Source organism: Vreelandella hamiltonii, assembly GCF_014651795.1.
Taxonomy (GTDB): domain Bacteria; phylum Pseudomonadota; class Gammaproteobacteria; order Pseudomonadales; family Halomonadaceae; genus Vreelandella; species Vreelandella hamiltonii.
This window is the reverse complement of record NZ_BMXO01000006.1, coordinates 21083-43708: the sequence shown is the minus strand read 5'-3', so window position 1 is coordinate 43708 and position 22626 is coordinate 21083. Positions and strand designations below refer to the sequence as shown.

20 protein-coding genes are annotated in these 22626 nt (G+C 61.4%); 18 read left to right on the top strand and 2 right to left on the bottom strand.

Translation table 11 applies throughout. The annotated features are described in order from the left end of the window. Nucleotides 1-92 precede the first annotated feature (92 nt). A complete protein-coding gene (locus IE061_RS08005) occupies nucleotides 93-1442 on the top strand; it encodes a Glu/Leu/Phe/Val family dehydrogenase (RefSeq protein ID WP_230478414.1) in 1350 nt (449 codons plus the stop codon). Between the two features lie 89 nt (nucleotides 1443-1531). Here the strand turns inward: IE061_RS08005 and IE061_RS08000 are convergent, their stop codons facing one another. Continuing rightward, nucleotides 1532-2008, bottom strand: coding sequence for a PepSY domain-containing protein (locus tag IE061_RS08000; protein ID WP_039183184.1), 477 nt, complete (start codon nucleotides 2006-2008; stop codon nucleotides 1532-1534). A 124-nt stretch (nucleotides 2009-2132) separates the two neighbouring features. Between IE061_RS08000 and IE061_RS07995 the strand changes: the two genes are divergently transcribed. The 13 genes from IE061_RS07995 to IE061_RS07935 all read left to right on the top strand — a co-directional run bounded on the left by IE061_RS07995 (nucleotide 2133) and on the right by IE061_RS07935 (nucleotide 17479). After that, the gene (locus IE061_RS07995) at nucleotides 2133-2495 is read left to right on the top strand and encodes a PepSY domain-containing protein (RefSeq protein WP_016915871.1); all 363 of its coding nucleotides are present in this window, start codon (nucleotides 2133-2135) and stop codon (nucleotides 2493-2495) included. A gap of 12 nt (nucleotides 2496-2507) precedes the next feature. After that, on the top strand, nucleotides 2508-3182 hold the full coding sequence (locus IE061_RS07990) for a winged helix-turn-helix domain-containing protein (protein ID WP_144984332.1): 675 nt from the start codon (nucleotides 2508-2510) through the stop codon (nucleotides 3180-3182). Next, nucleotides 3179-4549 carry a sensor histidine kinase gene (locus IE061_RS07985; protein WP_193461367.1) on the top strand — a complete coding sequence of 457 codons (1371 nt, stop codon included), beginning with the start codon at nucleotides 3179-3181 and terminating at the stop codon, nucleotides 4547-4549. The genes IE061_RS07990 and IE061_RS07985 overlap by 4 nt, the downstream gene beginning before the upstream one ends. Nucleotides 4550-4559: 10 nt before the next feature. Beyond that, the gene (locus IE061_RS07980) at nucleotides 4560-6506 is read left to right on the top strand and encodes a metallophosphoesterase family protein (RefSeq protein ID WP_193461366.1); all 1947 of its coding nucleotides are present in this window, start codon (nucleotides 4560-4562) and stop codon (nucleotides 6504-6506) included. Nucleotides 6507-6604: 98 nt separating this feature from the next. After that, entirely contained in the window at nucleotides 6605-8353 is a 1749-nt protein-coding gene (locus IE061_RS07975; RefSeq protein ID WP_039183171.1) for a bifunctional diguanylate cyclase/phosphodiesterase, read from the top strand. Between the two features lie 129 nt (nucleotides 8354-8482). Further along, complete coding sequence (phnD, locus tag IE061_RS07970) at nucleotides 8483-9463, top strand: phosphate/phosphite/phosphonate ABC transporter substrate-binding protein (protein WP_039183168.1); 981 nt, start codon at nucleotides 8483-8485, stop codon at nucleotides 9461-9463. A gap of 108 nt (nucleotides 9464-9571) precedes the next feature. Then, nucleotides 9572-10456 carry a phosphonate ABC transporter ATP-binding protein gene (gene phnC, locus IE061_RS07965; RefSeq protein WP_193461365.1) on the top strand — a complete coding sequence of 295 codons (885 nt, stop codon included), beginning with the start codon at nucleotides 9572-9574 and terminating at the stop codon, nucleotides 10454-10456. Beyond that, complete coding sequence (gene phnE / locus IE061_RS07960) at nucleotides 10453-11280, top strand: phosphonate ABC transporter, permease protein PhnE (protein ID WP_016915878.1); 828 nt, start codon at nucleotides 10453-10455, stop codon at nucleotides 11278-11280. Before phnC ends, phnE (IE061_RS07960) begins: the two co-directional genes overlap by 4 nt. A 34-nt stretch (nucleotides 11281-11314) precedes the next feature. Continuing rightward, the gene (gene phnE / locus IE061_RS07955) at nucleotides 11315-12130 is read left to right on the top strand and encodes a phosphonate ABC transporter, permease protein PhnE (RefSeq protein WP_016915879.1); all 816 of its coding nucleotides are present in this window, start codon (nucleotides 11315-11317) and stop codon (nucleotides 12128-12130) included. Between the two features lie 12 nt (nucleotides 12131-12142). Beyond that, on the top strand, nucleotides 12143-12772 hold the full coding sequence (locus IE061_RS07950; RefSeq protein WP_039181483.1) for a histidine phosphatase family protein: 630 nt from the start codon (nucleotides 12143-12145) through the stop codon (nucleotides 12770-12772). Nucleotides 12773-12884: 112 nt separating this feature from the next. Then, nucleotides 12885-13364: a C40 family peptidase gene (locus tag IE061_RS07945; protein ID WP_144984320.1), complete on the top strand. Its 480-nt coding sequence runs from the start codon at nucleotides 12885-12887 to the stop codon at nucleotides 13362-13364. Nucleotides 13365-13560: 196 nt separating this feature from the next. Next, nucleotides 13561-15504: a methyl-accepting chemotaxis protein gene (locus tag IE061_RS07940; RefSeq protein WP_230478407.1), complete on the top strand. Its 1944-nt coding sequence runs from the start codon at nucleotides 13561-13563 to the stop codon at nucleotides 15502-15504. A gap of 259 nt (nucleotides 15505-15763) precedes the next feature. Continuing rightward, complete coding sequence (locus IE061_RS07935) at nucleotides 15764-17479, top strand: putative bifunctional diguanylate cyclase/phosphodiesterase (protein ID WP_230478413.1); 1716 nt, start codon at nucleotides 15764-15766, stop codon at nucleotides 17477-17479. A gap of 10 nt (nucleotides 17480-17489) precedes the next feature. On the opposite strand, the gene IE061_RS07930 is transcribed toward IE061_RS07935, so the two are convergent. Further along, nucleotides 17490-18089, bottom strand: coding sequence for a putative metalloprotease CJM1_0395 family protein (locus IE061_RS07930; RefSeq protein ID WP_193461364.1), 600 nt, complete (start codon nucleotides 18087-18089; stop codon nucleotides 17490-17492). Nucleotides 18090-18161: 72 nt separating this feature from the next. On the opposite strand from IE061_RS07930, the gene IE061_RS07925 reads away from it, so the two are divergent. From IE061_RS07925 to IE061_RS07910, 4 genes are all read left to right on the top strand, one after another. Further along, a complete protein-coding gene (locus IE061_RS07925) occupies nucleotides 18162-18392 on the top strand; it encodes a DUF2835 family protein (RefSeq protein ID WP_039181469.1) in 231 nt (76 codons plus the stop codon). A gap of 114 nt (nucleotides 18393-18506) precedes the next feature. Further along, nucleotides 18507-19088 (top strand): antibiotic biosynthesis monooxygenase, encoded by a 582-nt coding sequence (locus IE061_RS07920; RefSeq protein ID WP_193461363.1) that lies wholly within the window; start codon nucleotides 18507-18509, stop codon nucleotides 19086-19088. 249 nt (nucleotides 19089-19337) lie between these two features. Further along, nucleotides 19338-20009: a glutathione S-transferase gene (locus tag IE061_RS07915; RefSeq protein ID WP_189463003.1), complete on the top strand. Its 672-nt coding sequence runs from the start codon at nucleotides 19338-19340 to the stop codon at nucleotides 20007-20009. A 62-nt stretch (nucleotides 20010-20071) separates the two neighbouring features. Beyond that, nucleotides 20072-22579: an EAL domain-containing protein gene (locus IE061_RS07910; RefSeq protein ID WP_096923346.1), complete on the top strand. Its 2508-nt coding sequence runs from the start codon at nucleotides 20072-20074 to the stop codon at nucleotides 22577-22579. Nucleotides 22580-22626: the final 47 nt, after the last annotated feature.

Sequence of the window (22626 nt, the reverse complement as noted above, 5' to 3'; positions counted from 1 at the left end):
CCAACGCGGCAGGAACTGCTACGCTGACTGAAGTGGCCATCGAGAGTCAGTATGGCCGATAGCGACAGCATTCACCCGACAGGAGCAGCATGATGGGCAAAGGAAAGTCGAAGAAACGCCAGCCGAACAAGTCCGCCACGTCATCTTCCCCCGCAGCCGCGAAAACGCCACAGCAGCTGACCCCCGATACCGGGGCTGCCCTGTTTGAAGATGCCCGTTCGCGGCTGGTGGCCGTGTTCGAGGCGCTGAAGATTCACCCGGATGCCCAGGCGCGATTGATGCAACCCAGCCTCTCCTTGCAGGTCAGCGTGCCGGTGCGCATGGATGATGGCAGCCTGAAGGCGTTTCCTGCCTGGCGCGTGCAGTACGACACCAGCCTGGGGCCTGCCAAGGGCGGGGTTCGCTTCCACCCGGACGTGAACCAGCATGAAGTCACCACGCTGAGCTTCTGGATGGCGGTGAAGTGCGCGGTGGTCAACCTGCCTTACGGCGGCGGCAAGGGCGGCGTTCAGGTGGATGCCAAGTCGCTGTCGTCGCTGGAGCGAGAGCGGCTGGCGCGAGGCTATATCCGCGCCATCGCCGACATCATGGGGCCCGACCGCGACATACCCGCACCGGACGTGAATACCGATGCCACGGTGATGGGCTGGATGATCGATGAGTACGAGCACATCCTGCGCGCCCAGGCGCCAGCCGCCATCACTGGCAAACCGCTGCCGCTAGGAGGCTCGCCAGGCCGGGTGGAAGCCACTGGCCGTGGCGCGCTCAAGGTGCTCGACCTGTGGGCGGCGCAGCGCGAGCGGGCGCCGGAAGAGACCACCGTGGCGGTGCAGGGCTTCGGCAACGCCGCGTACCACTTTGCCCGTTTGGCCAGTGCCGAAGGGTACCGCGTGGTCGCGGTTTCCGACTCCAGCGGAGGCCGCTATGCGGCGGACGGTCTGGACATCGAAGCGCTGAAAAAAGACAAGCAGTCCCACGGCAAGCTGTCGAAGAGTCAGCAGGGGAAAGCCCTGAGTGGCGAGCAGCTGCTGGCGCTGGAGGTGGATGTGCTGGCCCTGGCCGCGCTGGAGAATCAGGTGCATGGCGACAACGTGGCCGAAGTGCAGGCAGGCGCCATCCTGGAGATCGCCAACGGCCCGCTGACCAGCGACGCCGACCGGGCACTCGAAAAACGCGACGTGGACGTGCTGCCCGACGTACTGGTCAATACCGGCGGAGTCGTGGTCAGCTACTTCGAGTGGTTGCAGAATCGTGCCGGTGAAAAGTGGAGTGAAGAGCGGGTCAACGAGCGGCTGGATACCCTGCTGGAGCGCGAGGCAAGCCAGGTACTGAAGCGGGCCGAGCAAGAGCAGGTGTCGTTTCGTCACGCGGCGTACTGTCAGGGCATCGAGCGGATTGCCGAGGCCATCATGGCCCGCGGCAACTGCCAGGACTGCCGCTAGTCCACGGTGTCGATGGCATCATGACGCCATGACGATGGCATGAAAAAGGCGGGCCACCAAGGCCCGCCATGCAAGGTTGCTCGCGCGTATCAGTCGCGGTCGATCTCGGTGATCTGGAACGAACCTTGACGCATCTTGATGTCCAGTTCGCGGCCATTCTGGTCGCGCCCTTCGATGTCGATGCTGCCGCTCTTGTTGATCTCGATCTCCTCGAACTCCGTCATGCCTTCTTGGCTGGCGATATTGAGCGCCTGACGTACATCGTCTTCGGTCATGCCCCAGGCGCCGGTGATCAGACGCTTGCGCTCTTCTTTCAGGGTATCGCCGTTATCCAGCGAGAACTCGATATCGGCATACCACTCATCGTCCAGCCAGCCTTCGACTTCGGCGCGCCCACGGCTCTTGACGCTGATCTCTTCATAGTGCGTAAAACCATAATCGCTGGCGTAGGTCAGAATGTCGTCGATGCGATCCACCGGCTGGGTATCGGCATACACGGTGCTGGCAGCTGCGCTCAGCAGCAGGGCAGAGGCAGGAATCATCAGCATTTTTTTCATGGCGTTCATCACAAGCTCCTTTTTTCACGATATGTCAGTTGAAGCGACGAGACAGTTATAGCAGCCGGGGTCTTACCGGAAGCTGACAAAGTCGTTCATCTACCGTTCATGTTGACTTTGGCATGCTGGCATCATGAAAACCATGACCGCTTTCCTACGCTCCTTACGCACCTGGCCCCGCCTTCGGGTGATGGCTTGCGCGTTGGCGCTTGCCTGGATGGGTAACGCCATTGGCGACCAGCCCTGGCAAGCGCTGCACGGTGAAGTGGGGCGCGGCGATGTGGTGCCGCTGGAAACGATACTCGACTGGCTCGAAGAGCGTTACATTGGCGATATTCTGGAAATCGAGATCGACCGGGACGACGGGCTGGTGGAGTATGAGATCAAGATGCTGGGGCCCCAGGGGCAGGTGGTCGAGTTCGAATTCGATGGTCACAGCGGCCAGTTGATGAAGATCGAAGGTGTCCGCATTCGCGAGATGCAGCGTAACCCATGAAAGGATAGCGTGATGAAGTGTTTGCTGGTAGAGGATGACCAGGCGCTTGCCCGTGAGCTGAGCCAGGCCCTGCGTGAAGGCGATTGGATCGTCGAGCGAGCCGAAAATGGTCAGGAAGCCGACTTTCTGGTGCGTACGGAAGCCTACGATACGGTGATCCTGGACATCGGCCTGCCGGATGGCGATGGCACCCGCTGGCTCTCCTCCTGGCGGGAGGATGGCATCGACCTGCCGGTGCTGATCTTGACCGCTCGCGAGCGTTGGGCCGACAAGGCCGCGGGGTTTACTGCCGGGGCCGACGACTACGTGACCAAACCCTTCGAGCCCGCCGAAGTGCTGTTTCGGCTGCGCGCCCTGGCGCGACGCACCCATGGCCACGCCCACCCGGTGCTACGGGTAGGCGAGCTGAGCCTGGATACCCACACCCAGCACGTTACCCTGGCAGGCAGGCCCGTCAGCCTGACCGCCCAGGAAACCCGTCTGCTGAGTTATCTCATGCATGCCGCGCCGCGGGTAGTAAGCCGCAGTGAGCTCTCGGAGCACGTCTATGACCGTGACCACGAGCCCGACTCCAACGTCATCGACGTGCAGGTCAGCCGCCTGCGGCGCAAGCTGGGTGCCTGGCGTATCGCCACCCTGCGCGGCCAGGGGTATCGCCTGCTGGCCGATGAGCCCGACACGCCATGAGCGCTGCCGGGCTGCATTGGCGTCAACGCTGGGCCAGCCGCTCCATCCACCTGCGCTTGCTGCTGGCAGCGCTGCTGATCGTGCTATTGGCCCTGCCGGTGGCGGGTGGGCTGCTGGCCCATCATTATCGTAGCGCCGCCGTGAACGCGTTCGACGAGCGTCTCGAAGCGACGCTCAACGTGATCATTGCCGGTGTTGCCTACGACCCACTGAGCCAACAGCTGCGCTATGAACGTGCCTTGGGCGACCCCCGCTTCGAATACGTGTTTTCAGGCTGGTATTGGCAGATCACCGACAGCGAGCAGCACACGGTGGCGTCGCGCTCGCTATGGGATCAGCGGCTGTCCGTGACCCACAGCGAACAGGTGTCTGCACGGACCTTGCCAGGGCCTAGAGGGCAGCAGTTGCGAGTGGTGGAGCGGGATATCTATCTGGCGCCTTTGGAATCGCCGCTGCACGTCAGCGTGGCCGCCCGTGACGATGCCCTGGTGGCTGAAATCCAGGCCTTCCAGCGCATGCTGTGGCTAGGCCTGCTGGGGCTTGGCGCGGTGTTGCTGGGGGTGCTGGCGCTCCAGGTGCGTTGGGGGTTGGCGCCGTTACGGCGCATGAATGCCAACCTGCGCGACGTGGAGCAGGGCCGTGCCGAGCAATTGGATACCCGACTGCCGCAAGAGCTGGCCACCCTGGCCAGCTCCATGAACGCCGTATTGGCGCGCGACCAGCGGCTGATCGAGCGCGGACGCTATACGGCGGGTAATCTGGCCCACGCCCTCAAGACGCCGCTCAGCGTCATGCGTCTGCTGGTGAAGCAGCTGCCCAGCGACAGCCGAGCCACCTGGGACGTAGAGCTTTCGCGAATCGACAATGCGGTGCGTCACCACCTGGCCCGGGCCTCGGCGGCCGGGGACAGCGGGCGCTTCGCCGCCATTGACCTGCAGGCCACCCTGGCGCCGCTGATGAGCGGATTGGCGCGTCTTGCCCAGCGGCGGCACATCACCCTGACGCAGACCGTGGATAGCCAGATGCGGGTACACCTGGACGACCAGGACCTGCAGGAGATGGTGGGCAATTTGCTCGATAATGCCCTGCGCTGGGCCAGCCAGACGGTGCATGTGAGCTTTCAGGCGCAGCAAGGCGTATTGAGGCTGACGGTGAGCGATGACGGCCCCGGCATGACCGCCGAGGAGTGCCAGGAGGCCGTGCAGCGCGGCAAACGCTTGGATGAGCAGCGTTCCGGGAGTGGGCTGGGGCTGGCCATCGTGGCCGATCTGGTGGCCCTGTATGGTGGGCAGATGCGCCTGCAGCGCGCCGAACAGGGCGGGCTGGAGGTGGTGATCGAACTACCCGTGCTGGCCGCGCGGGCCTGAAGGAGCAACGATGATCGACGTCACCGAAACACTGCCTGACGTACTGGTGGGGCCGCTGCTGCGTCGCTTGTCGCCGTCACGCCTGGTGATGTGGCTGGTGGCCACGCGACCGCTGGCTCTCCAGCTGGTTCTGTTTCCGGACACCCCCGACCAGCAAACCTACCCACTGTCTCGCCAGGATCACCAATGCGTGGCCATCGGCGAGCGGGCCTACCTGTACTGCATCGACCTGAGCTTGCCCAGGGCACTGCCCACCGATACACGCATCGCCTACGACTTGCAGGTACAGAGCCGCCAGAGCGCATGGCAGCGCCTTCCCGAGTGGGCACCGTGGTTATGTCACGCCGGGCAGGCCTACCCGGCCTTTGTGCTGGCATCGCGTCACCACCGCCTGATGCACGGCTCCTGCCGCAAGCCCCACCACGACAGCCCCGATGGTCTGGTGCGTGCCGATGCCTGGCTGGCCGAGCGCCAGGAAGCCCCTGGCGAGTGGCCAGCCTGGCTATTGATGACCGGTGACCAGGTCTACGTGGATGACGTGGCAGGCCCCACCCTGCGCGCCGTGCATGCACTCATCGCCCGGCTGGGGCTGGCCGATGAACAGTTGGAAGGCGCCACGGTGAACGATAGTCAGGCGCTCTATGCGGCTCCCGAAACCTATTATCATCGCGAGTCGCTGCTGCCGGATGTCACCAGCAACGCGGCCCTGCGCGAGCGTTTCTTCGGCGGGGTGAAAAAGCCGGTGTTCACCTCGGCGCACGCCCAGAACCACCTGATGACCCTTGCCGAAATGCTGGCCATGTATTGCCTGGTCTGGTCGCCGACTCCCTGGCAGATCATTGCGCCCACGCCGCCCGAGCTGGCCGAGCAGGAGGCCGAAGCGTACCGTACCGAACAGGCGGTCATCGATGCCTTCGTGGCAGGGCTGCCCCAGTGCGCGCGGCTGATGGCCCACGTGCCCAGCCTGATGATCTTCGACGATCACGACGTTACCGATGACTGGAACCTGACCGCCGATTGGGAGCGCTGTGCTTATGGGCATCCGTTCTCCAAGCGCATCATTGGCAATGCGCTGGTGGCCTACCTGCTTTGCCAAGGGTGGGGCAATGCCCCGGACAAACTCAACCCGCTGCTGCATCAGGTCGGCACGTTGTTCGATGGGTCGGGCACCTTGAACCCCCAGGCCCAGGACAGCGTGATCGAGCGGCTTCTGCGCTTTCAAGGGTGGGAGTTTCAGGTGCCAGGCGCCCCCGCGCTGATCGTGCTCGATACCCGTACGCGCCGCTGGCGCAGTGAGCGCAACCCCAAACGGCCCTCCGGGCTGATGGACTGGGAGGCGCTCATGGAGATGCAGCAGGCGCTGTTGGGCACCCCCAGCGCGGTGATCGTCTCGCCTGCCCCGATGTTCGGGGTCAAGCTGATCGAGGGCATTCAAAAGCTGTTTACCCTGGCCGGCAAACCGTTGATGGTGGATGCCGAAAACTGGATGGCCCATCGCGGTGCCGCCAGCGTGCTGCTGCACATCTGGCGGCACTCCAAGACACCCGGCAACTACGTGATCCTGTCGGGGGACGTGCACTACTCCTTTGCCTACGACATCGTCGTACGCGGGCAGGAGCAGGCCCCGCATCTGTGGCAGATCACTTCCAGCGGCGTGAAAAACACCTTCCCACGGCGGCTGCTGGATACCTTCGACCGGCTCAATCGTTGGCTATACGCGCCGCTGTCGCCGCTCAACTGGTTTACCCAGCGGCGCAAGCTCAGCATCTACCCTCGGGACCCTGAGCAGGCTAGCGCTGGCGAGCGGCTATGGAATGCCAGCGGGATAGGCCTGGTCAGTCTCGACGAGAACGGTCGTCCCACCGATATTCGTCAGTTGGATGCCCGCGGTGGCGACGCGGTGTTTCCGCCGCCGAACATCCCCGGCATGAAGGGGCCAACCGATGGTTCGTCATGAAAATGTCATGTAAATGACGCACGCTTGCTGCCCTGGCACCTTCCTGATGGAGTTGACAAGTCATAGGGATCGTAGACGTTTGACAGGGCAGCAGGCACATGACCGCACAAGAAACCCAGTGGCTTCACCAGATTATCGCGGCAGAAGAGCTGCACGTACTTTTTCAGCCCATTGTCGATGCCAATCAGCAGGCCATTTATGGCTACGAAGCGCTGATCCGTGGCCCCAGCACCTCTCCGTTGCATTCACCGCTAAGGCTGTTCGACGTGGCGACCCAGGCAGGTCTGCTGGTGGAGCTGGACCTGCTTTGCCGACGGCTCGCCATTCGCCGCTTTGCCGAACTCGCACTCCCTGGGCTGCTGTTCCTCAACGTCATGCCGCTGACCATCGTCGAGCGTGATTTCCGCGAGGGGCTGACGCTGGGCTTCATTCAGGAGAGTGGCCTGCCGCCGGAGCGGGTGGTGATCGAGCTGACCGAGCACGTGCCCATCCACGATTACGACCTGATGCGCCAGGCGGTGGCCCACTACCGCGACATGGGGTTTCAGGTAGCCCTGGATGACCTGGGGGCCGGTCACTCCAGCCTGCGCCACTGGGCGGAGCTGCGCCCGGATTTCGTCAAGCTGGACCGCCACTTCATTTCCGGCATCGATCAGGAGCCCGCCAAGCGGGAGTTTCTGCGCTCGATACTGGACGTGGCCAAAAGCCTCGACTGCCAGCTCATCGCAGAAGGGGTCGAAACCGCGGCAGAGCACCTGTGCCTGTGGGAACTGGACCGTGGATTGGCGCTGTTGCAGGGGTTCTACTTCGCACGTCCCAGCGTTCAGCCGCCTGTTCAGCTCAATACGCTGCTGCCCGCCACCACGCAATTGAAAACTCCCGCCGGGCGTACGGCGCATACCATCCTGCGCAGCGTGGAGGCCGTGGCGCCCAGTGTGTCAGTGCCCACGTTGGCGGAACGGTTTCGTGAAACGCCGCATCTGCGCTGCGTGGCCGTGATCGAACAGGGCGTGCCCATTGCCGTGGTGCGGCGCAACGGGTTCCTGACGCTGTTCACCAACCCTTATAGCCATTCGCTGTACGCCAAGCGCTGCGTGCTGGACATCGCCGATCGCAAGATGCTGGTGGCTGCCGCCGACATGCCCCTGGAAACGCTGAGCCAGCAGCTGACCGACAGCCGCGACATCGAACAGGAGGACTTCGTCATCGTCGATGGCGAAGGGCAGTATCTGGGTATGGGCAATATCGTCGATTTGCTGCGCGAGATCACCGCCATCCAGGTGCGTCAGGCGCGCCATGCCAATCCGCTCACCGGGCTGCCCGGTAACATCCTGATCAATGAAACCCTCACGGCCTATCTGAGCCAGGGCAATGGCTTTGCCGCTGCCTACGTGGATCTGGATAACTTCAAGGCGTTCAACGATGCCTACGGTTATGCCCGCGGAGACCATGTGATCATCTCGCTGTCGCGGCTGTTGCAGGCTCAGGTGGAAAGCGCGGGGGGCTTCATCGGGCATATCGGTGGCGACGACTTCATGATGCTGTTACCGCTGGAGCACTGGGAGAGCGTGTGCCAGCAGATTCTGGCCTCCTTCGAGGTCATGGCCCCGAGTTTCTACGAAGAAGAGGACCGCCAGAGAGGCGGGCTTTCCATCGAAAGCCGTCAGGGAGGCGTCAGCTTTTTCCCTTTCGTCAGCGTGTCGGTAGCCGTCAAGCCCATCAGTGACCCGGGCCACTGCAAGGCCCTGGACATTGCCAGCCAACTCTCCGAACTCAAGCACCAGGCGAAGAAGATTGCCGGGAACAGCCTGTTCGTGGAACGGCGTGGCTGTTGCGTGGAGCAGTGAGCCGCCAGAGCGGCAGGTCGTTCACGCGGGTGTCATGTAGACGTCACGAAGTTGTCACCCGCCAGACCCGCCGCTGTCATCTTGGGGCGTCAGGATACATCCACCTCTTACTACCCCGTTAGGTGATCCATGCAATCCTCTCGTCTCTCTACCGTGTCACTCTCGCGCACCCTGATCAGTGCTGCCGTTGCCAGTGCCTTCGCTTTCAGTGCGATGAATGCGGCTGCCGACCTCTCCTCACGCTACGTGGACAACGATGGCGACATGGTGGCCGATATCCCCAGCGATGAGTCTCGGTTGGTCGATCCGGACACGCTGGTCTTTGCTTACACGCCGGTTGAAGACCCGGCGGTCTACGCCGACGTATGGGCGGGTTTCCTGGATCACCTGAGCGAAGCGACGGGTAAACGTGTTCAGTTCTTCCCGGTGCAGTCGAATGCTGCCCAGCAGGAAGCGCTGCGCGCTGGCCGTCTGCACGTGGCTGGCTTCAACACCGGTGGCGTACCGGTGGCGGTCAACTGTGGTGGCTTCCGTCCCTTCGCCATCATGGCGGCCGAAGATGGCAGCTACGGTTACGAAATGGAGATCATCACCTACCCCGGTAGCGGTATCGACGGCATGGAAGACCTGCAGGGTCGTCAGTTGGCCTTCACTTCCGAAACGTCCAACTCGGGCTTCCGCGCACCGTCCGCGCTGCTGCGCTCCGAGTACGGTCTGGAAGCCGGTGATGACTTCGAGACGGCTTTCTCCGGCTCCCACGACAACTCCATCCTGGGCGTCATCAACAAGGATTACGATGCGGCGGCCATTGCCAACTCCGTTGCCCATCGCATGCTGTCACGAGGTGTCATCAACGAGGGTGATTACGAGGTGATCTACACCTCCGAAACCTTCCCCACCACGGCGTACGGCACCGCCCACAACCTGACGCCCGAACTGCAGCAGCAGATTCAGGATGCGTTCTTCAGCTACGACTGGGAAGGCACCGCCCTGCAGGCGGAGTTCGAGAACTCTGGCGAAGCGCAGTTCATTCCCATCAGCTATGAAGAGCACTGGTCGGTCATCCGTACCATTGCCGATGCCAATGGCGTCACTTACGACTGCGATTGATTCCAGCGCTGCGTGACCCTGTCGGCCAGGAGGGCAACCTTCTGGCCGACGCGTTATGGGGTCGAGTCAGTTGAACGTTTTGAGCGACAAGCAAACGAGGCATTCCCCATGTTGACACTCACTGGCGTTGGCAAGCGTTACCCGACGGGCGACCGCGCGCTGACCGATATTCACCTATCGCTGCCCAAAGGCCAGGTGATGGCGCTGATTGGGCCATCGGGTGCAGGCAAAAGTACCCTGATCCGCTGCGTCAATCGTCTGGTGGAACCCAGCCAGGGCAGTATCCGCCTGGAAGAGACCGAACTGACCAAACTGTCGGGCAGCCGCCTGCGTCACGCACGTCGCTCCATGGGCATGATTTTTCAGGAATACGCCTTGGTGGACCGGCTGACCGTCATGGAAAACGTGCTGTCGGGCCAACTGGGCTATGTCGGCTTCTGGCGCAGCTTCTTGCGCCGCTACCCCCAGGAAGCCGTTGCGGAAGCGTTTCGTCTGTTGGAGCGGGTGGGCTTGCCCCATGCCATCGACAAGCGCGCCGATGCGCTGTCGGGTGGCCAGCGCCAGCGTGTCGGCATCGCCCGCGCACTGCTGCAAAGCCCCAAGTTATTGCTGGTGGATGAACCCACCGCCAGTCTGGACCCCATAACCTCGCGCCAGATCATGCGTCTGATTCGCGAGCTGTGCGCCGAGCGCGAGCTGGCGGCCATCATCAACATTCATGACGTGGCTCTGGCGCAGCAGTTTGCCGACCGCATCGTGGGCCTGAGTGCCGGACAAATCGTCTTCGACGGCAAGCCCAGCGAACTCACCAGCGAGATCCTCACCACCATCTATGGGGAAGAGGACTGGGACACCACGCCCGAGCCCGCCGACGAAGAAGATGAGCCATCGCAGGTAGCCCTTGCGCCCACATCGGCAGCGCCCACGTCGGCAGCCAAAGCACACCATGACGCGCGGCCGCTCACCCAGGTTGCCAGTGGAGGCGCGCTATGAGCACGGCAGACGCCACGGCGCGCCAGCAAGCTGCGCGCCAGGGTCAGTGGCGGCGTTTGCCGCTGATCGAAAACCCACGGCTGCGCTGGGGCCTGGCCATCGGTGTGGTGGTGTATCTGGTGCTGGCGCTGTCGTCGGTGCAGGTCAACTGGGCGCGGGTGGCGGAAGGCTCCGGTCGAGCGCTCAACTTTCTAGGGGCCTTTTTGCAGCCCGATTTCCTCAGCCGCCAGAACGACATCATCGCCGGGCTGATGGAAAGCCTGACCATGACGCTGACCTCCACCGTGATCGGCGTCTTGCTGGCGATTCCGGTAGGGTTGGGCGCGGCACGCAACATTGCTCCGCTGCCCATCTATACCCTGTGCCGCGCCATCATTGCCATCTCGCGGACGTTTCAGGAGATCATCATCGCCATTCTGTTCGTGGTGATGTTCGGCTTCGGGCCGTTTGCGGGCATGCTGACGCTGGCCTTCGCCACCATCGGTTTCATGGCCAAGCTGTTGGCAGAAGATATCGAGGACCTGGACTGGAAACAGGTCGAAGCCGTGCGTGCCACGGGGGCAAGCTGGTGGCAAACCATGAACCATGCGGTGCAGCCGCAGGTGATGCCGCGCTTGATCGGGCTCTCCATGTACCGTCTGGACATCAATTTCCGTGAATCGTCGGTGATCGGCATCGTCGGTGCGGGGGGCATTGGCGCCACGCTGAACACCTCGCTGAGCCGTTACGAATACGGCACCTCGGCGGCGATCCTGCTGATCATCATTGCCATCGTGCTGATGAGTGAATACGCCTCCAGCCATGTGCGCCGCTGGACCCAGTAGCGCTGCGATGCCTTAACCCGTAAAGGAAATTTCCATGCCCGTTTCGAGTTCCCCCCAAGGCGTGCCGCAGTGGCAGCGGCGCACCACCCGCGCCCAGTGGCTCCAGTATGTGGCCTGGCTGGCAGGTATCTGCCTTTTCCTGCTCTGCTGGAAAGTGATCTCCGACAACACCATGTGGGTGTTCGTGGAAGATGCTGGCCGCCAGGGCAGTGACCTGATCAACCGCATGATGCCGCCCCGGTGGGAGTATGCCAGTGTCCTCTGGAAGCCCATGTGGGACACCCTCAACATCGCCACGCTAGGCACCGCGCTGGGCATCGTCATGGCGTTTCCGGTGGCTTTTCTGGCGGCTCGCAACACGACGCCCCACCCGCTGGTACGCAGCCTGGCGTTGACCATCATCGTTTCGTCACGCTCCATCAACTCGCTGATCTGGGCGATGCTGCTGGTGACCATTCTCGGCCCCGGCGTGCTGGCGGGCATCATTGCCATTGCGCTACGCTCCATTGGGTTCGTGGGCAAGCTGCTCTATGAAGCCATCGAAGAGATCCACCCCACGCCCGTCGAGGCCATCAGCGCCACCGGGGCCAGCCGCCTGCAGGTCATGAACTACGGCGTGTTGCCCCAAGTGATGCCCGCGTTCGCCGGTATCAGCGTGTACCGCTGGGATATCAACATTCGTGAGTCCACGGTGCTGGGGCTGGTGGGCGCAGGCGGCATCGGGCTGCAGCTCAACGCCTCGATCAACAGCCTGGCCTGGAATCAGGTCAGCGTCATCTTCGTGCTGATCTTTGCCACCGTGCTGGTGTCCGAGTGGGTCTCTGCCCGCGTGCGCCACGCCATCATCTGACCGGGAGATACCATGCGCTTTCCTGATGCCGACATCATGACCATCGACCTGATGCGCCACGGTGAGCCACTGGGTGGCCGCATGCTGCGCGGCAGCACCGACCACCCCCTCAGCGAAACCGGTTGGCAGCAGGCCACGGCGGCCGTGATGCGTCACACGGTCGATGGCAGGCCGCCGTTCGATGCCATCGTCAGTTCCCCCCTGGCGCGCTGCCATGAGTTTGCCTTGTGGTTGGGGGAGGAGTTCGACCTGCCCGTGCAGGTGGACGATGACCTGGCCGAGCTCTATCTGGGACGCTGGGAAGGCAAGACCCATGACCAGGTGTTTGCTGAGGAGGGGCACGCGCTGATGAACGCCTTCTGGCACGATCCCACCACGGCAGCGCCGCCGGAAGGGGAAAGCCTGGCGGCGCTGGATGCCCGGGTGAGTGAAGCGTGGCAGCGTCTGCTGAGCCGCCCGCCGGGCAAGCACGTGCTGGTGGTGGCGCATCTGTTCGTCTGCAATGCGCTGCTGCGTCAGGTGATTGCCCAGCCGCTGACCCACGGGCTGGTGATGGACCTGCCTTACGCCGCCATGAGTCGACTACGCCACGAGCGCCATGCGCTGGGCGAAACGACCTTCGTGGAGTGGATCGGGCGCTGAGATGCGTTGCCTTATAAGTCCTTTCGGATGCTCTCCCGTATAGGCGGCTAGCGGGCACGCGTGACCTGGGCCATGATAGAGACACCCTATCGAGGCTTCTCAGGAGTGCCCCATGCCGTTTGCCCGTGTTTATTCCCTCCTGTCTCTGGCCCTGCTGTTAGTGCTGGCCGGTTGTGCCAGCAAGGACGTGGCTCCCCCTGCAAAGCCGCCCGTGCAAGGGGGCATGTCACTGGAGCGTGCGCTGATTCTCTCTTACGCCCAGCAATCCATCGGTATTCCTTACCGCTTTGGCGGCAACTCACCGGATGGTCTGGACTGCTCTGGCCTGGTCGAAATGACCTACCGCGCTGCCGGGCTGCGTGTGCCCCGCACGGCGGACGGCCAGTACCGCGCTCTGCCTCGTGTCGATGCCCCCCGCCCAGGCGATCTGCTGTTCTTTGGCGAGGGCAGCAAGGCCACCCACGTGGGCATTTATGGCGGTAATCGCCAGATGATCCATGCCCCGGGCAGTGGCCGTGCCGTGGTCAGCGTTCCACTGGATATCGACTACTGGCAGCAGCGTTTTCTGGGCGCGGCTTCACTGGCCCCCTGAAGAGCGAGCCTGATCCACGTCAAGGTTTTTTGTTGGGGGCGCTATACACTCGCTGGGTTTTGCTAGGCGACGCTTAACACAGCGTGAGCGTTGCGGCAAAATGCGGTGAGCTTTATCCATAAAGTGCGTTGGCACACGAACAACACCGAGCACGCCGCTTACCTCCCTGAATGCTATATCGAGGCTAAGCACTGCCATGAAAGATCTACTCCACCGACTGCCCATGCGCTACAAGTTTGCTCTGGTGCTGTTGCTTCCCTTGTTGGCACTGGGCTGGCTGGGTGCCAGCGGAGCGCTAGAGCGAAAAAGTATCGTTCATGAGCTCGAACGCCTCCAGACCCTCACGGCATTGGCCCAGCAGGCGGGCCAATGGGTACACCAGATGCAGTCGGAACGCGGCATGAGCGCCGGTTTTTTAGGTAGCCAAGGGGCCAGCTTTGGGAACCGGCTGGCCCAGCAGCGGCCGACCACCGATACCGCCGCCGAGACCTTCCTTGAGCAGCGCCAGACGCTGGATCAAACGCTGCTGGGCTCCGGGCTCACTCGCCAGTTGGAAGATATCGAGCAACGCTGGCAGCAGCAGGCGCGGGTGCGTCAACAGATCGATCAACTGGATATCGCGACTGCCGATGCGCTGGCCCACTATACCGGGCTCAATAACGCATTGATGGCGCTCGTCGGCGAATTGGCCCAGCTCACCGAAGAAGGGGGTATCGCCCGCCAACTGGCCGTCTATTACAACCTTTTGGAAGCCAAGGACTTGGCGGGAATCGAGCGTGCGCTGCTGTCCAATGTCTTTGCTGCAGACGCCATGCCCCCTGCGACGCAGCATCGTTTGCTGTCGTTGATCGGTGAAGAAAGGGCGTTTATGGAGAGTGTTTACGTGCTGTCGGATGACGCCCAGCGCCAGGCACTGAGTGTTGCACTCAGCGGTCCTGAGATCGAGCGGGTGCTGGCCCGTCGCGAACTGGCGCTGCAGCAAAACAGCGATTACAACGTTGACCCGGAAGAGTGGTTCGACTGGCAAACCACCAAGATCGCTCGTCTCAAGGCGCTCGAGGATCAAGTAGCGGCGGCCATCGTCGAGGAAACGGCTGGGCGAAAAGGCTCGGCACAGCAGGCGCTGTGGCAGTATATGGCGGTGGCACTGCTGGCATCGCTCACCGCCATCGGACTCGCGCTGTGGGTAGTGCGGACCATGACGCTACCGTTACAGCAGGCGCTGATCAGTATTGCCGGGCGTGGCGATGACTTGACTCAACGACTGCCCGTGCCCGGTAGCGATGAGCTCTCTCAGCTGTATACCGCCATCAATGAAGCCTCTGCACAAACCGAACGGCTGGTCGGGGAAATGAAGCGCTCGGCGCAGTCGGTCTCGGTGGCCAGTAACGAAATCGCTCAGGGCAACCAGGATTTGGCTCAGCGCACCGAAGAGCAGTCTGCCTCGCTGGTAGAAACCGCGTCGAGCATGGAGCAAATGACCGCGACCGTGCGTCAGAACGCCGATAACGCTCATCAGGCCCAGCGCATGACCGGTGAGGTGGCGAATCAGGCCCAGGAGGCCACTCAGGTGGCACTGCAGGCGCGGGAGGCCATGCAGCAGATTCACCAGGCGAATGAGCAGGTGACCTCCATGGTGGCAGCCATCGACAATATTGCCTTCCAGACCAACCTGTTGGCGCTCAATGCCTCGGTCGAGGCGGCACGGGCGGGTGAGCATGGGCGTGGCTTTGCCGTGGTGGCCGACGAAGTACGCAAGCTGGCCAGTCGTAGTTCTGAAGAGGCCAGCCGGATTCGTCGCTTGGTTGGCAATAACGTGGAGCGTATCGGCGAAGGCGAGCGCTTGGTGGTGGACACCAGCGAGACGCTTGAGCAGATCGCCGCCCGGGTTCAGCAGGTGGCAGTCCTAGTGGATGAGATCGCTACGGCCAGCCATGAGCAATCGGCTGGCGTCGAGCAGATCAGCCACGCCATGGCCCAGTTGGAAGACGTCACCCAGCAGAATGCCTCGCTGGTCGAGCAGGTGGCCACGGCCAGCCGCTCACTGGACGATCAGGCCGAAGAGATGTCGGTGCTGGTCAGCCGCTTTTTGGTGAGCGATAGCGATGCGTCGCAGTTGCCCTCGTTGCGCTACGCCTGAGTCACAATATCGCACGCATGCCTTCACAGGGAGCCGCCGGCTCCCTTTTTTGTGCTCTAACGCGCGTTGATAGAGCGCTGTTGCTGCCAGCACCATACCGGTCAATAGGGTGTTAATATGTCTAAAAGTCACGACATTCACGCTGTTTAGACGAGGAGAGCAGAGACGCATGTGCCCGCCCTTGAACGACCCAAAGGAGCAGTCTTTGCCTCACCCCGCCATGGCTTCCGGCGCTCAGGCGTCGGCGTGGCGTGTGGCAATGTCGACCCTGGATACTCAAGATGTTGCCTCGCCCAGCCAGTCGGCCTTTCGCTATGCCAATGAAGCCATCATCATCACCAATGCCGATAACCGCGTGATGGAGGTGAACCCGGCGTTCAGTGAGCTAACGGGTCTGGCGCTTGAGGACGTGCGCGGCAAGACTCCGGAAGCGTTCAGTATCCTGCCGCTGGACGACCACCGCAGCGTAAGCTTGATGCGTGAAGAGCTGCAGCTACGTGATCGCAGTAAAAGCCAGGTCAGCTACCGCAGCCATGATGGTCAGTTCTATCCTGGCATGATGTCGATCAATCGCGTCCGCGACACCCAGGGTCGGGTGGACCACCATGTCATGGTGCTGGCAGACCTGTCGGCCATTCCTGCCCATGCGCGGCACCTCAACCGCGAAGTCTATTTCGATGCCTTGACCGGTTTGCCCAACCTGCAGCTGTTGACGCAACTGATTCAGGAGTCGATTCAGCACGCGGAAAACCAGCAGCAGACGCTGGCGGTATGCTCACTGGATATCGACCACTTTCAACTCATCAACGAGCGTCTTGGTCTTCCGGTGGGGGACGAGCTGTTGTCGGCATTTGCGCAGCGCCTCAGCCACTTGCTGTTCGGTGATGACGTGCTGGCCCGCATTGGGGGCGACGAGTTCGTCTTGCTGCTGCATCATGGGGTCGATGACGTGTTTTTCGAGAAGCTGCTGGCCTCCATTCGTCAGCCGCTGATGATCGAAGGGCAAACCGTTTACTTGACCGCGAGCCTGGGCATCACCCGTTACCCCCATGATCATGTGCAGGGGGATGTGCTGTTGCGCCACGCCAACCAGGCCATGTATCGCGCCAAGCAGCGCGGGCGCGATACCTATCACTTTTTCGACCCTCATCACGACCGTTTGCTGCAAGTCCGCCATGAGCAGCGCCAGCGTTTTATGGATGCCCTGACCCACGATGAGCTGCGACTGCACTATCAGCCCCAGGTGGACATGCGCAGTGGTCAGGTCGTCGGCGTGGAGGCATTGATCCGCTGGCAACATCCCGAACGCGGGCTGCTGTCGCCGGGGCAGTTCCTGCCCGCCATCGATGCTACACCGCTGGAAATCGACTTGGGTGAATGGGTGATCGAGCAGGCACTGCGCCAGTTGGCGAGCTGGCAAGTGGCCAACATCGTCCTGCCCATCAACGTCAACATCAGCCCCGCACACCTGCTGACCAGCCAGTTCAGCCAGCGTCTGGCAGCGCTATTGGCACGCTATCCTGCCGTCTCGCCTGCGTTGCTGAAACTCGAAGTGCTGGAAAGCGCGGCCATGCATGATGTGACCGCCGCGCTGAAAACCATGGCGCACTGCCAAGCACTGGGCGTCAGCTTTGCGATCGATGATTTTGGCACCGGATTCTCATCGCTGACCCATCTGCGTCAACTGCCGGTCAACTTGATCAAGATCGATCAGAGTTTCGTGCGTGACATGCTGGTGGATCACGATGACATGGCGATCGTCGAAAGCGTCATCTACATGGCCAATCGCTTCCAGCGGCCGATGCTGGCCGAAGGGGTCGAAACCCTCGAACATGCCAGGGCGCTGATGGTATTGGGCTGTGAGCTGGCCCAGGGCTATGGTATCGCTCGGCCGATGCCGCCCGAAGCGCTGCCGGGCTGGCTTGAGCAGTGGCCGCTACGCGATGACTGGCATGGTTTGAGCCGCCTGCAGTGAGGCGGGTGGCTCAGGCGGCTTGTTCGGAGGATGGGGACATGGGCTCGGTCGGGTCACTGGGCTCGCTCCCTCGGGCCTGATTCATCTCGCTTTGCTCTCGGGCAGCTTCCAGGCGGGCTTCCAGCAGGTACTGACGCGCTTGGGCGGCCACCTGCAGGTCCTTGGGAGAGGGGTCGGCGGGGGCAAGGGCTGCGGCAATCACGGTCTGCATTTTTTCGATGGTGGCCTGGGGATCCCCAGGCACCGGACCATAGTCGATGGACACTTCACCCGCGACCGCGTAGCGCTGCCCATCAGGGCCGATTTCGTACTCGTAGGTGGCGCCTCCCGTATAAGGCCCGCCAACGGTTTGGTGTGCCATTTCATGCTGGCGCACCGCGCGATCGGTCTGTTTGAGCTGCTCCAGCTGCTGGATCTCTTCGGGTTCCAGCGGGGTGCCGTCGGGGCGGGTGGGGCCCGCCGTTGCCGAGGCCGTTTCATCGCTGGCAGCTTCCTCGTCGGCATCGCCTGTGCGCTGGGCTTGGGGTTCGGCAGTGACCCGTGCGTTGGGCAGGGTCGGCGAAGGCCAGAGCGTTGCGCTGTAGGAAGCGCCGAGTGATGAAAGATCCATGAGCAGTTACCGATATGATGATCGTATCCAGTATGATGCAGTATCAGCGACACTACTCGATTACGCAACGCCATGCCTTCCATTGACGTGATGATCCATTTGACGGCAGCCGAATGCCTAGCCCATTACGAAGGGCAGTACGACAACGTGCGCGCGCGCAGCGTGGATGGCCGCTGGGTGATCTTCCCGGCCACTGCATTGCGCCGCGTAGTGGGACGTGACGGCGTGAATGGCGTGTTTCGACTGTTCTTTACCGATCAGGGTAAATTCCACGATATTGTGCCTCTGGCACCGCATGCCTAGCTGTGCCCGTGGGGTTTTCTCTCTATAATGTAGCCGTGTGCTTCAGGCGTACCCACCTGAATGCCTGCAACCCGCCTACCCGGCAGTGGTTGCCTACTTATCAGGAGATCACCCATGTCTACCTCACCTGTCACCTTGATGGTGGCGCGTCGCGTGGCCAATGGCCGCTATCAGAACTTCATCCGTTGGCTCAACGAAGGCCGTGAGCTGGCTGCCGACTTTCCGGGCTATCTGGGCTCAGGGGTGCTGGCACCGCCCCAGGACGATGACGAATATCAGATCATTTTCCGTTTCGAAAGCGCAGAGCGACTCGCTTCCTGGGAGCACTCCGCTTCGCGCTATGCCTGGCTGCAGCGCGGCAAAGGGCTCTACGATGCACCTCACGAGCACCGCGCTACCGGTCTGGATAGCTGGTTCAACGTGGCCCCCAATGGCGCTGCGCCCCCGCGTTGGAAACAAGCCGTCGCCGTCTGGCTGGCATTTTTTCCTGTCTCATTGCTGTTTCACTGGCTGTTTGGTGGCCTGCTGGCCGAGTGGGCGCTGATTCCACGCGTGTTGCTCAGTACGCTGGTGCTGACGCCTGTGATGGTGTTTGTATTTATTCCGCTTTCAACGCGGTTGCTGGCGCCTTGGCTGCAGGGTAAATGGTCACCGATGGATATGATTCACCGTATGTGGCAACAGTACAGGACATGACTCGTGACGATTCTTATGGTCACTATTTTTAGTGATTATTATAATTAAAAACAGTTGCTTAAGATTTGTCTAAAATGTTCTGGAAGACGTTTTTCGCAAAGACGTGCTAAATATTCTCAGTGCGCGGATGTCTCTATGGGGTTCAACGCTGCAATAGTGCTAAGCTGGAATCATCAAGCTAACGCGTGCAGTCAATGGATGCTGGTATCAGCCTAAACGCTGAGTACCAAATCGCCTTATGGAGTAGTCATGATCCGCGTACATCACCTGGAAAAATCACGTTCTCACCGAATTTTGTGGCTGTTGGAGGCTCTCGAGCTGGAGTATGACATCGAGGTCTATCAGCGCGATCCGAAAACACAGCAAGCCCCTGACGCCCTTAAAAAAGTGCACCCGTTGGGCAAGTCACCCGTGATTACCGATGGCGAACTGACCGTCGCCGAGTCGGGGGCAATCATCGATTATCTGGTCAACCGATACGGAAAAGAACGTTTCCAGCCCTCGGCGGAGAACAGTAACGAGTGGGTTAATTATCGTTACTGGATGCATTATGCCGAAGGCTCTTTAATGCCGCTGTTGGTGATGGGATTGGTATTTAGTCAAATTCCTAAACAATCGCCCTGGTTCGTCAGGCCCATTGCCCAGGGTATTAGCGGCACTGTTCAAAAACGCTTCCTGCAACCACAGTTGAAACAACATCTTGGCATGATCGAGTCGCACTTGAAGGCCCACGGCAATTTTGCCGGTGAGTTCCCGAGCGGTGCGGACGTTCAAATGAGCTTTCCCATGCAGGCCGTGGCCGCCACCCAGTCACTGGATGCCTTTCCGGCGATTACCGCCTTCGTGGCACGTATTCAGCAGGACCCGGCCTGGCAACGGGTCGTGGAACGCGCAGGGCCACTGACCATGCCCGGTGAGTGACCGCTGCCATGCTGCGCAACGTCGATGGGCGTGCTAGACAGGCCGTTTACCAAGGTTTTCTGATGGTGGTGCTGTTCGGTATGGCATCTCCAGCGGTGGCCGCAGAAATGCTGCGTGTCGGGGTTTATCACAACCCGCCTAAACTGTTTACGGACGACCAGGGGCAATTGCGTGGTGTGCTGGGTGAGCTGCTCTCGGCAATGGCCTTGAAAGAGCAGTGGCAGCTGGAAAGCGTCCCGTGTGATTTTCAACAGTGCCTGACGCTGCTGGAGCAGGATGCCATCGACCTGTTGCCGGACTTGGCGTGGAGCGAAGAGCGTGCCCAGCGCTTCGCCTTTCATGCCGAGCCCGTCATGCACAGTTGGTCACAGCTCTATCAGCCCAGCGACAGCCGCGTCGAGGCCATTCTGGACCTCGAACAACAGCGTGTTGCGGTGGTGGAGGGCTCCATCCAGCAGAGCTATCTGTTGACCGTGACGCAGCGCTTCGACATCGACGTGATGTGGCTGCCGGTGGATAGTTTCGCGGCGGGTTTTCAGGCAGTGGCGCTGGGGGATGCCGATCTGGTGGCCTCCAATCATCTGTTTGGCGACTGGCGCGCCAATGACTATGGTTTGCGTGAAACGCCGATCATTTTCCAGCCTTCACGGCTCTTTTATGCCGCTTCGCCTAGCCTGGACAGCCACATTCTCGAGCGCATCGACGCCACCCTGGTGGAGTGGAAAAACGACGCTGCGTCGACGTACTACGAGACACTGAGCGCTTGGCGCGCCCACAGCCTGCCTGCACCCTTGGCGCCACGTTGGCTATGGTGGCTGGGTGGCGTGTTGATCGTGGTATTGGTGATAGCGCTGGCGGGCAATGTCCTGCTGCGGCGTCGGGAGAGCCTCAACCGGCAGCAGCTCTCTACTCACGAGCATATGCTGACCAGTATTCTGGATAGCGTGGATGCCTATATCTACATCAAGACCCCTGACCTCAAATACCGCTATGTGAACCATCAGATCTGTGACCTGTTTGCTCGGCCGGTCGATCAGATCGTCGGCCAGGGGGACGATGCCTTTTTCGATGCGGCCAGCGCAGCAGAAATGGCCGAGGTAGACCGTCAGGTGCTGGCGACAGGCAAGAAAACGACGGTCGAAGAGCATAACGTGCTCCAGGGGGAAGAGCGTGTGCGTACCTTCCTGTCGGTCAAAATGCCGCTGGTCATGTCTCCGGGAGAAGCGCCCAGCCTGTGCGGTATTTCCACCGAGCTGACCGATTACCTGGAGATGCAGTCGCGTACCCACCATCTGGCGTTTTATGACGCCTTGACCGGTTTGCCCAACCGTCGCCTGCTGCTCGAATCACTGGCCGAAGCCACCCACAGTACCTCTGGGGGCTACAGCGCCCTGCTGATCGTGGACCTCGACAATTTCCGTCTGGTCAACGACATACAGGGCCACGACAGCGGCGACCAGCTGCTCGTCAACGTGGCGGAAAACCTGCAGCAGCGGTTGACTCAGGATGCGATCTTGGCACGCTTCAGCAGCGATGAGTTCGTGATTCTGATCAATCGGCTTGGCGAGCAGCAGCATGAGGCTGCTTCCTACGTCGAGCGCGTGGCTCGGCAGTTGCTGGACACCATTTCGCAGTTGCGCAATGACCGAGCGCTACCGATCACGGCCAGCGTGGGGATCGCCCTTTTCGATGGCGCTGGCAACCCCATGAACGGGGTGTTGCAACAGGCCGACATGGCGCTGCAGCAGGCCAAATCATCCGGGGGCAATACGCTGCGTTTCTTCAATGTGGACATGCAGACCAGCGTATTGGAGCGGGCGAGCCTGGAAGGTGATCTGCACCAGGCGTTGCAGCGTCAGGAACTGGCGCTGCATTATCAGGTACAGGTGGATCATCAGGGAGTGACGACCGGCGTGGAAGCGCTGTTGCGCTGGTACCACCCCCAGCGCGGCTGGGTGTCGCCAGGCACGTTCATTCCGCTGGCCGAAGAAAATGGCTTGATCGTGCCCATTGGCTACTGGGTCTTGCGATGTGCATGCGAGCAATTGGCCAAGTGGTCGAATCAGCCTTCCTACGCGTCGCTGACCGTCTCTGTGAACGTCAGCTCGGTGCAGTTCCAGCAGCCGGAGTTCGTGCGCAACGTGGAAGCCCTGCTGGCCGAAACCCAGGCGCCGCCGGGGCGGCTGGTGCTGGAAGTAACGGAAAGCCTGCTGATGCGAGAGCCCACGCGAGTGCGCAACACCATGCTCAAATTGAGGGCCCAGGGGATTCGCTTTGCGCTGGATGATTTCGGCACCGGCTACTCCTCCCTGAGCTACTTGAAACGTTTGCCTCTGGATGAGCTGAAGATCGATCAGTCTTTCATTCGTGAGCTGTTGACCGACAAGACCGATGCCGCCATCGTCGATACCACGATCCTTCTGGCGGTCAGCCTCGGGCTGACCGTGGTCGCTGAAGGTGTGGAGAAAAAGGAGCAGCTGGACTGGCTGAAAGGGCACGGCTGCTACCGTTATCAAGGCTACCTGTTTGGTCGTCCTACACCGATCGAGTATCTGTTCGAGTCCTATTAGCCGAGCACGCGCAAGCCTTCGTCTCAAAACGCTTACCCCAGTGAAAC

Excerpts from the sequence above, each read along its gene's own strand:
- IE061_RS07915 (WP_189463003.1), top strand. The coding sequence starts at position 19,338 with ATGATCCGCGTACATCACCTGGAAAAATCACGTTCTCACCGAATTTTG.
- IE061_RS07950 (WP_039181483.1), top strand. The coding sequence starts at position 12,143 with ATGCGCTTTCCTGATGCCGACATCATGACCATCGACCTGATGCGCCAC.
- IE061_RS08000 (WP_039183184.1), bottom strand. The coding sequence starts at position 2,008 with ATGAACGCCATGAAAAAAATGCTGATGATTCCTGCCTCTGCCCTGCTG.
- phnD (WP_039183168.1), top strand. The coding sequence starts at position 8,483 with ATGCAATCCTCTCGTCTCTCTACCGTGTCACTCTCGCGCACCCTGATC.
- IE061_RS07940 (WP_230478407.1), top strand. The coding sequence starts at position 13,561 with ATGAAAGATCTACTCCACCGACTGCCCATGCGCTACAAGTTTGCTCTG.
- IE061_RS07985 (WP_193461367.1), top strand. The coding sequence starts at position 3,179 with ATGAGCGCTGCCGGGCTGCATTGGCGTCAACGCTGGGCCAGCCGCTCC.
- IE061_RS07920 (WP_193461363.1), top strand. The coding sequence starts at position 18,507 with ATGTCTACCTCACCTGTCACCTTGATGGTGGCGCGTCGCGTGGCCAAT.
- phnE (WP_016915878.1), top strand. The coding sequence starts at position 10,453 with ATGAGCACGGCAGACGCCACGGCGCGCCAGCAAGCTGCGCGCCAGGGT.
- phnC (WP_193461365.1), top strand. The coding sequence starts at position 9,572 with ATGTTGACACTCACTGGCGTTGGCAAGCGTTACCCGACGGGCGACCGC.
- IE061_RS08005 (WP_230478414.1), top strand. The coding sequence starts at position 93 with ATGGGCAAAGGAAAGTCGAAGAAACGCCAGCCGAACAAGTCCGCCACG.
- phnE (WP_016915879.1), top strand. The coding sequence starts at position 11,315 with ATGCCCGTTTCGAGTTCCCCCCAAGGCGTGCCGCAGTGGCAGCGGCGC.
- IE061_RS07935 (WP_230478413.1), top strand. The coding sequence starts at position 15,764 with ATGTCGACCCTGGATACTCAAGATGTTGCCTCGCCCAGCCAGTCGGCC.
- IE061_RS07975 (WP_039183171.1), top strand. The coding sequence starts at position 6,605 with ATGACCGCACAAGAAACCCAGTGGCTTCACCAGATTATCGCGGCAGAA.
- IE061_RS07995 (WP_016915871.1), top strand. The coding sequence starts at position 2,133 with ATGAAAACCATGACCGCTTTCCTACGCTCCTTACGCACCTGGCCCCGC.
- IE061_RS07910 (WP_096923346.1), top strand. The coding sequence starts at position 20,072 with ATGGTGGTGCTGTTCGGTATGGCATCTCCAGCGGTGGCCGCAGAAATG.
- IE061_RS07930 (WP_193461364.1), bottom strand. The coding sequence starts at position 18,089 with ATGGATCTTTCATCACTCGGCGCTTCCTACAGCGCAACGCTCTGGCCT.
- IE061_RS07925 (WP_039181469.1), top strand. The coding sequence starts at position 18,162 with ATGCCTTCCATTGACGTGATGATCCATTTGACGGCAGCCGAATGCCTA.
- IE061_RS07945 (WP_144984320.1), top strand. The coding sequence starts at position 12,885 with ATGCCGTTTGCCCGTGTTTATTCCCTCCTGTCTCTGGCCCTGCTGTTA.
- IE061_RS07990 (WP_144984332.1), top strand. The coding sequence starts at position 2,508 with ATGAAGTGTTTGCTGGTAGAGGATGACCAGGCGCTTGCCCGTGAGCTG.
- IE061_RS07980 (WP_193461366.1), top strand. The coding sequence starts at position 4,560 with ATGATCGACGTCACCGAAACACTGCCTGACGTACTGGTGGGGCCGCTG.